Genomic DNA, 7,420 nt, shown 5'->3' on the forward strand with positions numbered 1-7,420 from the left:
CCGCCACCCGCCACCCGCCACCCGACACCCGCGCCGCGCGCCCACGCCCGACCGCCCGGCCCCGACCCGTCCACCCGCCCCCGTGTCCCCGGCCGCTCCCGCTCGTTGTCCACGCCGACGGCTGCCCTGCGGCCCGGGCCCCGCGCCTCGCCGCCCCGCGTCCTGCCCGGCCGGCCGGGCATCACCCGGTCGGGTGGAGTTCGGTGGCGGTGCGGGATCACCGAAGTGCGGTCGGTAAAGTTAGGCTTACCTAACTAAAGGGAGCCAGCCTGTGACCCTCGCCGTCGACACCGCCGCCACCGTCGACACCGCCGCCCCCGTCGGCGACGCGATCCTGCGCCGCCAGCGCATCCGCGAGTCGGCCGCCCGGACGTACGCCCGGTCCTTCCCGATCGTCCCGGTGCGCGCCAACGGCATGACCGTGGAGGGCGCGGACGGCCGCCGGTACCTGGACTGCCTGTCCGGCGCGGGCACCCTGGCCCTCGGCCACAACCATCCGGTGGTGCTGGAGGCGATCCGCCGGACCCTGGACAGCGGCGCGCCGCTGCACCTGCTGGACCTCGCCACCGCCGAGAAGGACGACTTCACCTCCGCCCTGTTCGCCAGTCTCCCGGCGGAGTTCGCGGCCGGCGCCCGGGTGCACTTCTGCGGCCCGGCCGGTACCGACGCGGTCGAGGCGGCGCTCAAGCTGATGCAGACGGCCACCGGCCGCCGCGGTGCGCTCGCCTTCACCGGCGCGTACCACGGGATGACGGCCGGCGCGCTCGCGGTCACCGGCAGTGTCGCGGTCAAGTCCCCACTGCCGAGCGGCGGCGAGGTCACCCGGCTGCCCTACCCGTACCCGTACCGCTGCCCGTTCGGGGTCGGCGAGCGGGGCGCGGAGCTGTCCGCCGCGTACACCGAGCGGCTGCTGGACGACCCGTCCGGCGGGGTGCTGCCGCCCGCTGCGATGATCCTGGAGGCCGTCCAGGGCGAGGGCGGCGTGGTGCCTGCGCCGGACGCGTGGCTGCGGGAGATGCGCCGGATCACCGCCGAGCGCGGCATCCCGCTGATCGTGGACGAGGTGCAGACCGGGGTCGGCCGGACCGGTGCGATGTGGGCGGTCGAGCACAGCGGGGTGCTGCCGGACGCGATGGTGCTGTCCAAGGCGATCGGCGGCAGCCTGCCGCTGGCGGTGGTGGTCTACCGCGAGCAGTACGACGGCTGGCAGCCCGGCGCGCACACCGGCACGTTCCGCGGCAACACGCTGGCGATGGCGGCGGGCGCGGCCACCCTGCGGTACGTCGCCGCGCACGGGCTGGTGGCGCGCGCCGAGCTGGTCGGGGCGCGGATGACCGCCCGGCTGGACGGGTTGAAGAGCAGGGTCCCGGCGGTCGGCGACGTCCGCGGGCGGGGGCTGATGATCGGGGTCGAGCTGGTCGATCCGTCCGCCGGGCCGGACAGCTGCGGTGCGCTGCCGCCGGACCCGGCGCTGGCCGTCCGGGTCCGGCAGGCCTGCCTGGAGCGCGGCCTGATCGTCGAACTCGGCGGCCGCCACGACGCGGTGCTGCGGCTGCTGCCGCCGCTCACCATCAGCGACGAGCAGGCCGAGGCGGTGCTGGACCGGCTCTGCGACGCGATCGAGTCCGCGGCCCGCTCCTCGACGGCGGACGCCCCCCGGTGAGCGACCGCCCCCCGGTGAGCGACCGGCCGCCGTCTCCCGGCCCCGGAGCTCCCGCCGCCCTGTCCGGTGGCGTCCACGGCCCGGATGCCCTCCGCCCGCTGCTGGACCTCGTGCTGACGGCCCTGGCGGTGGGTGCCGAGCAGCGCGGCGGGCCTATCCCGGCCGGTCAACCCGGGCGGCTGGCCGAGCAGTTCGCGGGCGTGCTGCGGTACGGCCGGGACGAGCCGGACCCGGACGCGCTGCTGCGGCTGACCACCCATCTCGCCCAGGGCGCCGCCGACCCGGCGGATCCGGCGTGCGCGGCGCACCTGCACTGTCCGCCGCTGGCCGTCGCCGTCGCGGCCGACCTGGCGGTCGGCGCGCTCAACCCGTCCCAGGACTCCTGGGACCAGGCCCCGGCCGCCACCGCCTTCGAGACCGAGCTGCTGGCCGAACTCGCCGAACTGGTGGGCCATCCGCCCGGATCGGCCGCGGGTGTGGTGACCTCCGGCGGCACCGAGTCCAATCTGCTCGGTCTGATGCTGGCCCGCGACCGCACCCTCGGCGCCCCCGGCGCCGAGGTCGAGCTGCACGGTCTGCCCGCGGCGGTCCGGCCGGTGATCGTGGCGTCCCGGGCCGCGCACTTCTCGGTGCAGCGCGCCGCCGCCCTGCTCGGCCTCGGCGAACGGGCGGTGCTCGGAGTGGCGGTCGACCGCGGGCTGCGGATGGACCCGGCCGCGCTGGCCGACACGCTCGCCGGGGCGGTCCGCGACGGCCGCACCCCGATCGCCGTGGTCGCCACCGCCGGCACCACCGACACCGGTGCGGTCGACCCGCTGCACCGGGCGGCCGACCTGGCCGCCCGGTACGGCGCCTGGCTGCACGTCGACGCCGCGTACGGCGGCGGGGCGCTGTTCTCGCGCCGGCTCGCCCCACTGCTGGACGGCATCGACCGGGCCGACTCGCTCTCGCTGGACTTCCACAAGCTCGGCTGGCAGCCGGCCGCCGCCGGGGTGTTCCTGGTGCGGGAGGCCGCGAGTTACGCCTCGCTGGCCCGGCGGGCGGTGTACCTCAACCCGGCCGACGACGAGCGGGCCGGGTACCCGAGCCTGCTCGGCCGTTCGCTGCGCACCACCCGCCGCCCGGACGGGTTCAAGCTGGCCGTCACCCTGCGGACCCTCGGCCGGGACGGGCTCGGCCGCCTGGTGGACGCCTGCCACGACCTGGCCCGGGCGACGGCCCGCGCGGTCGACGCCGATCCGGCGCTGGAGCTGTTCTGCGAACCGGTGCTGACCACGGTGGTGTTCCGCTACCGCCCGGCCGGCGACGACCCGGCGGTGGCCGACCGGGTCAACGCGGAGCTGCGCCGGGTGCTGCTGCGGTCGGGCCGGGCCGTGGTCGGCCGGACCGAGCTGCCGGGCGACGGCCCCGGCCGGGTGCGGCTGAAACTGACGCTCCTCAACCCGCACACCACCGTCGAGGACACCGCGGCGCTGCTGGCCGGGATCGTCCGCGCAGGCCGCGCGGTGGAACAGTCCGGCGGTGCCCCGGAATTCGGCTGAGGCCACAGCAGAAACTCCTTTCAGGGTGCAGGAATTGGGGGATCGTCCACTGGCGTCACCGGCCCCGACCTGCGGATACCGGTGGGACGCATGGCGGCCGGGAAGTCTCCGTGAACAGACTTTCCCGGCCATTGTCCAGTCGATTTCGGCCGTACCGAAGCGCTTTTCCGCCATCCCCCGGATCTTGGCTTGCCGGGAAGCGGAACGGCGGCGGTAACTTCGGGTAGCCGCCGCCACACCGGGAGCACACGGCTCCCAGGGACTAGCGGCGCAAGGGGGATCCACCATGTGCCGCCGCGCCCGTGCGGTCACTTCGGCCTGTCGCCCCGGCACGTCCTAGGCCCTCGGGCCGGTCGGGCAGGGCCGTCTCCGGCTGATCTGCCGGTCCTGCCCCTCGTCCGTCCTCCCGCCGGTCCGGCGCGGCACCCTGCCCCGGTCCGGTGTTCGCCGCCGCCGTTCCCCCCTGTCCCGGCCTCATCCCGGCCGGAGCCGTGTGCCGTGGCGGCCTGCACCCCCTCACCCACCTTGCACCGCCCCGACCCTCTCCGCCGTGCCCGGCCGCCGCCGGCCGGCGGAGCCAGCCCTGCGACGCGGAGGCCGCGGTATGAGCGACACACTTCTGACCACTCGGACCACTCCGACCACTCGGGCCACTCCGGCCCCTCCGACCACCAGCCTCGGGGCCTTCGAGGCCGTCCCGTTCTCCGGCCGCTGCCGGGAGGTCTTCGAACGGGGCGACCACCTGCTGATCGGGGTCAGCCCCGGCAACAGCTACTTCAGTCATCAGCGCCTCGCCGAACTCATATGCTGGGGGCGGGAGTTCTTCGCGGCCGTGGACGTGGTGCACGCCGATCTCCATGTCGCGGCACAGTTCGAGGCCGCCGGCTACCCGCTTGAGCAGGCCGAACGTCGCGCGGCCAAGGAGGTCAAGGCCACCCGGCGGCGGATCCGCCGGGCCGTCGAGGAGGCGGACCGCGACGGTGTCCGCACCCATGCGCTCTCCGAACTGACCGACCGGGCGGCCTACCGCGGCCTGCACGCCGCGGTGCTGGCCGCGCTCGGCGGCGACCCGGTGCTACGGGCCGCGACCGAGGGGATGGCCCGGGGGTTCCTGCAGGCCAGGCTGGCGGACGCGGACGCCCCGACACCGGCCCAACTGGCCGCCGGGGTCGCGTACATCGCCGCCGAGCTGCCCTTCTTCCTGGACACCCCGGCCCTGCTCGACGTGCCCTCCTCCATCTCCTGCTACCACCTCGAACTCCCGCTCACCCCGGTGCTGTTCGGCCGCAGCGAGGGCCTGCGCGCGGCGCCCGCCCAGGGCTACGCGGTGGTTCGGCCCCGCTTCGCGGCCGATCCGCTCGCAGCCTGAGACCCCGGCCCCACCACGCCTTCCCCCACGACCCGCACACCCCTCTCCGAAGGAGCGCACCCCGATGACCACCACCGCCGAACCCGAGTTCACCTTCCCGTTCTCCGCCCGCGGCGACGTGCTGCCCGAGGAGGCGGCACTGCTACGGGAGAAGCACCCCGTCGCCAGGGTCCGCACCATGACCGGTGACGAGGCCTGGCTGGTCAGCAGCCATCGGCTGGCCGAGCAGGTGCTGGAGGACGAGAGGTTCAGCCTCAAGGACACCGCCAACCCCGGGGTGCCGCGCCAGTACGCGCTGACCATCCCCCCGGAGGTGGTCAACAACATGGGCAACATCAACAGCGCCGGTCTGCGCAACGCCGTGATGAAGACCCTCAACCCGCGCGCCGACCGGGAGTTGGGCGGCTGGCTGGAGGCCGAGGCGCACCGGCTGCTGGACGTGCTGGTGGAGCAGGGCCCGCCGGCGGACCTGCGGGACGGCTTCGCCGAGCCGTACTCCGCCGCGCTGCACTGCCGGCTGCTCGGGCTGCCCACCGACGACTGGCGCCGGCTGATGTCCGGCATCGACGTCGCGTTCATCACCAGCCCGGCGCCGTTCGAGGGTTCGACACCCAACTGGTACAAGGACCTCGGCTACATGACGGCCCGGCTCACCGCCGATCCGGAGCCGACCGAGGGGCTGCTCGGGCGGTTCGCCGAGCTGCGCCGCTCGCCGGACCTCTCGGACCGCGTCGGTGACGAGTTGCTGGCCACCGTGGCGCTCTCGCTGTTCGGCGCGGGGGCGGTCTCCACCTCGGCGTTCCTGCTGCACGCGATCATCGCGCTGGCCCGCCGTCCGGAGCTGGCCGAACGGCTGCGCCGGGAGCCGGCCGTGATCGACCGGGCGGTCGACGAGCTGCTCCGGTACAACCTGTCGATCGGTGACGCGCTGCCGCGGCTCGCGCTGGCCGACGTGCAGGTGGGCGAGGTGCTGGTGAAGCAGGGCGAGCTGGTGCTGGTGCTGGTCGAGGGCGCCAACTACGACCCGGAGGTATTCCCGGACCCGGAGCGGATCGACTTCGACCGGCCGGCCGGCCCGCACCTGGCGTTCGGGGCGGGCCGCCACTACTGCCCGGCCTCCGCGCTCGGCCGCACCCACGCCGGGATCGCCCTGACGGCGCTGGTCGGGCGGCTCCCGGAGCTGCGGCTGGCGCTGCCGGCGGAGCAGTTGGCCTGGCGCCCGGGCTTCATCAAGCGGCTGCCGGAGCGGCTGCCGGTGGTCTGGTAGCCGGTTCGCGGCGGGGCCGGGGCCGGGCCCGGCGTCAGCCGTCGAGCCCGAGCAGGATGTCGCGGGCCCGGTCCCACAGGTCCGGGTCGGCGGCGACCAGCAGGCCGTCCTCGCAGCCCGGCGGCTCCGGCCGGTACGCGGTGCCGTCGAGGCGGGCGGAGACCCCGCCGGCCTCGGTCACCAGCAGGGAGCCGGGCGCGTGGTCCCAGGGCAGGGTGCGCCAGTACAGGATGAAGTCCACCCCGCCGTCGGCGAGCAGCGGGTACTCCATACCGGCCGACCGCAGGCCCTCCTCCAGCCGGCCGAAGGCGCGGGCCCGGCTGTGCAGCCGGTGGTGAGTGGCCGGGTCGAGGAAGCGGCTCTTGAGCAGGCCGTGCCACTTCTCGGGCAGCCGGCCGGCCGGCTCGCGGTGGATCCGGTGCCCGTCGCGCCAGGCGCCGGAGCCGAGTTCGGCGGCGTACGCGGTGCCGGTGACGGGCTGCCAGATCCAGGACGCGACGGTTCGCCCGTCCCGGACCAGGGCGGCCATCACCGCGAACTCCGGGCGCCCGGCGACGAAGTTGGAGGTGCCGTCGACCGGGTCGACCAGCCAGACGGCAGGCTCGGCGAGCAGCGCCCGGGCGAGGGCGGGGTCGGCGGAGACCGCCTCCTCGCCGACCACGGGCACCGGCAGCAGTTCCTGCAGCCGCCGGGTGATGATCCGTTCGGCCTCCCGGTCGGCGACGGTGACCACTTCGCCCGGGGCCTTCTCCATCACCTCGCCGGCGGCCAGTGCCCGGAACCGGGGCTCCACCGCTTCGGCCGACGCCTCGGCGAGGATCTCCGCCACCTTCTCCATCAGCACCTGACCGCTCCTTTCGCCGGGTACCACTCTCGCACGCCCGTACGGTGCGGATCCGCGCCGGGACCTGCACCGGGACCTGTGCCGGGACCTGTGCCGGGACCTGTGCCGGGACCTGAACCGGGACCGCCGGGCCGACGGCCGGACGGTCAGGTGGTGGCGGGCCGCTCCTGGATCACCCAGCTGTTGCCCTCCGGGTCGTCGAAGAAGATGAACGAGTTCCACGGCTCGCCCGGGCCGGGCCGCCACTCGCCCCCGCCGTCCAGGTGCCGGACCTCGGTGACGTCGACGCCCCGCTCGGCCAGCTCGGCGCGGGCCGCGGCCACGTCGTCCACGACCAGTTGCAGGCCGCGCAGCGAGCCGGGGACGGACTGCGGGATGCCGGTGCCCAGCACGATCGAGCAGCCGGAGCCGCGCGGGGTCAGCTGGATCACGCGGCTGTGCTCGCCGATCCGGGTGTCGTGGTCGAGCCCGAAGCCGACCTGTTCGTGGTAGAACCGCTTGGCGCGGTCGAGGTCCACCACGGGGACCACCACCACCTCGAGCTTCCAGTCCATGGCTGCCGTTCCTCTCGCTCCGGGGCCCGGCTCCCATCCTGCTCCCCGGTGCGGGCCGGTGACACGGCGCCGCCGCGGGTGCGCCCCGGGGACCGGCCCCCGTCCGGCCCGGTCCGGCCCGGTCCGGCCCGCGCGCCGGGGCGGGCGGCGGACCTCGTGCGGCCCGCTCCGGCGTACTCCGG

The 7,420-nt window shown here is 75.5% G+C and carries 6 protein-coding genes; 4 read left to right on the forward strand and 2 right to left on the reverse strand.

Annotated features, from left to right (window positions below; all coding sequences use genetic code 11):
• Positions 1 to 271 precede the first annotated feature (271 nt).
• From AA75_RS20270 to AA75_RS20285, 4 genes are all read left to right on the forward strand, one after another.
• Positions 272 to 1,663 carry a diaminobutyrate--2-oxoglutarate transaminase family protein gene (locus AA75_RS20270; RefSeq protein WP_033821549.1) on the forward strand — a complete coding sequence of 464 codons (1,392 nt, stop codon included), beginning with the start codon at positions 272 to 274 and terminating at the stop codon, positions 1,661 to 1,663.
• Positions 1,660 to 3,204, forward strand: a complete 1,545-nt coding sequence (locus AA75_RS20275; RefSeq protein ID WP_233289108.1) for a pyridoxal-dependent decarboxylase — start codon at positions 1,660 to 1,662, stop codon at positions 3,202 to 3,204. Before AA75_RS20270 ends, AA75_RS20275 begins: the two co-directional genes overlap by 4 nt.
• 604 nt (positions 3,205 to 3,808) lie before the next feature.
• A complete protein-coding gene (locus tag AA75_RS20280; protein ID WP_063794401.1) occupies positions 3,809 to 4,573 on the forward strand; it encodes a tRNA-dependent cyclodipeptide synthase in 765 nt (254 codons plus the stop codon).
• A 64-nt stretch (positions 4,574 to 4,637) separates the two neighbouring features.
• Entirely contained in the window at positions 4,638 to 5,840 is a 1,203-nt protein-coding gene (locus tag AA75_RS20285) for a cytochrome P450 (protein WP_033821550.1), read from the forward strand.
• Between the two features lie 34 nt (positions 5,841 to 5,874).
• Here the strand turns inward: AA75_RS20285 and AA75_RS20290 are convergent, their stop codons facing one another.
• The gene (locus AA75_RS20290) at positions 5,875 to 6,678 is read right to left on the reverse strand and encodes an inositol monophosphatase (protein WP_033821554.1); all 804 of its coding nucleotides are present in this window, start codon (positions 6,676 to 6,678) and stop codon (positions 5,875 to 5,877) included.
• A gap of 152 nt (positions 6,679 to 6,830) precedes the next feature.
• The gene (locus AA75_RS20295; RefSeq protein WP_033821551.1) at positions 6,831 to 7,238 is read right to left on the reverse strand and encodes a VOC family protein; all 408 of its coding nucleotides are present in this window, start codon (positions 7,236 to 7,238) and stop codon (positions 6,831 to 6,833) included.
• Between the last annotated feature and the right edge of the window lie 182 nt (positions 7,239 to 7,420).

The organism is Kitasatospora sp. MBT63 (assembly GCF_000710465.2).
Classification (GTDB): domain Bacteria; phylum Actinomycetota; class Actinomycetes; order Streptomycetales; family Streptomycetaceae; genus Kitasatospora.